Origin of the sequence: Streptomyces sp. AB3(2024), from assembly GCF_041862025.1 — a bacterium.
Classification (GTDB): Bacteria; Actinomycetota; Actinomycetes; order Streptomycetales; family Streptomycetaceae; genus Streptomyces.
In genome coordinates this window covers 1-1,264 of sequence record NZ_JBGWAB010000307.1, presented here as the reverse complement: position 1 = coordinate 1,264, position 1,264 = coordinate 1, and the positions used below count along the sequence as shown (strand labels likewise).

Below are 1,264 nucleotides of genomic sequence, written 5' to 3'. Positions count from 1 at the left end.
GGGTCTGCCGCACGATCGGGTGACATCTGAACTGGCTTGCCCTGTGGGGCAGGTGGGAAGGATGTCGCTGTGCCAAAGCCCTATCCGGAAGAGTTCCGCCAGGACGTCGTGCGGGTCGCGAGGAACCGCGGCCCGGGTGTGACGGTCGAGCAGGTGGCCACCGACTTCGGAGTCCACCCGATGACGTTGTGGAAGTGGATGCGCCGGGCGGACATCGACGACGGCTCCAAGCCCGGGACCTCCAGCCAGGAGAGCGCGGAACTGCGGGACGCACGTCGGCGGATCAAGCTGCTGGAGCAGGAGAACGAGGTCCTGCGCCGGGCCGCGGCCTATCTGTCGCAGGCGCATCTGCCGGGAAAAGGATCTACCCGCTCGTGAAAGAGCTGGCCGGGGACGGCGTGCCCGTCACGGTGACGTGCCGGGTGCTCAAGCTCGCCAGACAGCCCTACTACCGCTGGCTCGACCAGCCGGTGGCCGACTCCGTTCTCGAGGAGGCGTATCGCGCGAACGCGCTGTTCGACGCCCACCGTGAGGACCCGGAGTTCGGCTACCGCTTCCTGGCCGATGAGGCCCGCAGCACCGGGGCCGCCATGGCGGACCGGACCGCGTGGCGGATCTGCCGGGACAACCACTGGTGGAGCGTGTTCGGGAAGAAGCGCGGCCGGACCAAGAAGGCCGGCCCGCCGGTGCATGACGATCTCGTGCGTCGTGACTTCACCGCGGCCGGCCCGAACCGGTTGTGGCTCGCTGACATCACCGAACACGCCACCGGCGACGGCAAGCTGTATCTCTGCGCGATCAAGGATGTCTTCAGCAACAGGATCGTGGGCTACTCCATCGACACGCGGATGAAGTCCCGCCTGGCCGTGGCCGCCCTGGACAACGCCGTGGCCCGGCGTGAAAACGTCGACGGATGCATCCTGCACACCGATCGCGGCTCGCAATTCCGGTCCAGGAAGTTCGTCAGGGCGCTCGACCGGCACCGGATGGCCGGGTCGATAGGGAGAGTCGGGGCAGCCGCCGACAACGCGGCCATGGAGTCCTTCTTCAGCCTGCTGCAGAAGAACGTCCTCGACCGCAGGAAGTGGGCCACCCGCGAGGCACTACGGATCGCCGTCGTGACCTGGATCGAGCGGACCTACCACCGCCGTCGCCGGCAAGCTGCCCTCGGCCGACTGACCCCCGTCGAATTCGAGACCGTCATGACCACACCGGCCCTCCAGGCCGCGTGACTCAACCTGTCACCCGAACCTGCATCAGACCC

1 protein-coding gene is annotated in these 1,264 nt (G+C 67.6%); it reads left to right on the top strand.

The annotated features are described in order from the left end of the window. Window positions 1–69: 69 nt before the first annotated feature. Window positions 70–1,232 (top strand): IS3 family transposase gene (locus ACEPPI_RS40495; RefSeq protein WP_373920237.1). Its coding sequence is split into 2 segments (ribosomal slippage): window positions 70–354 and window positions 357–1,232, totalling 1,161 coding nucleotides; the frame shifts between segments, so codons are not numbered across the junction. The last annotated feature ends 32 nt before the right edge of the window (window positions 1,233–1,264 follow it).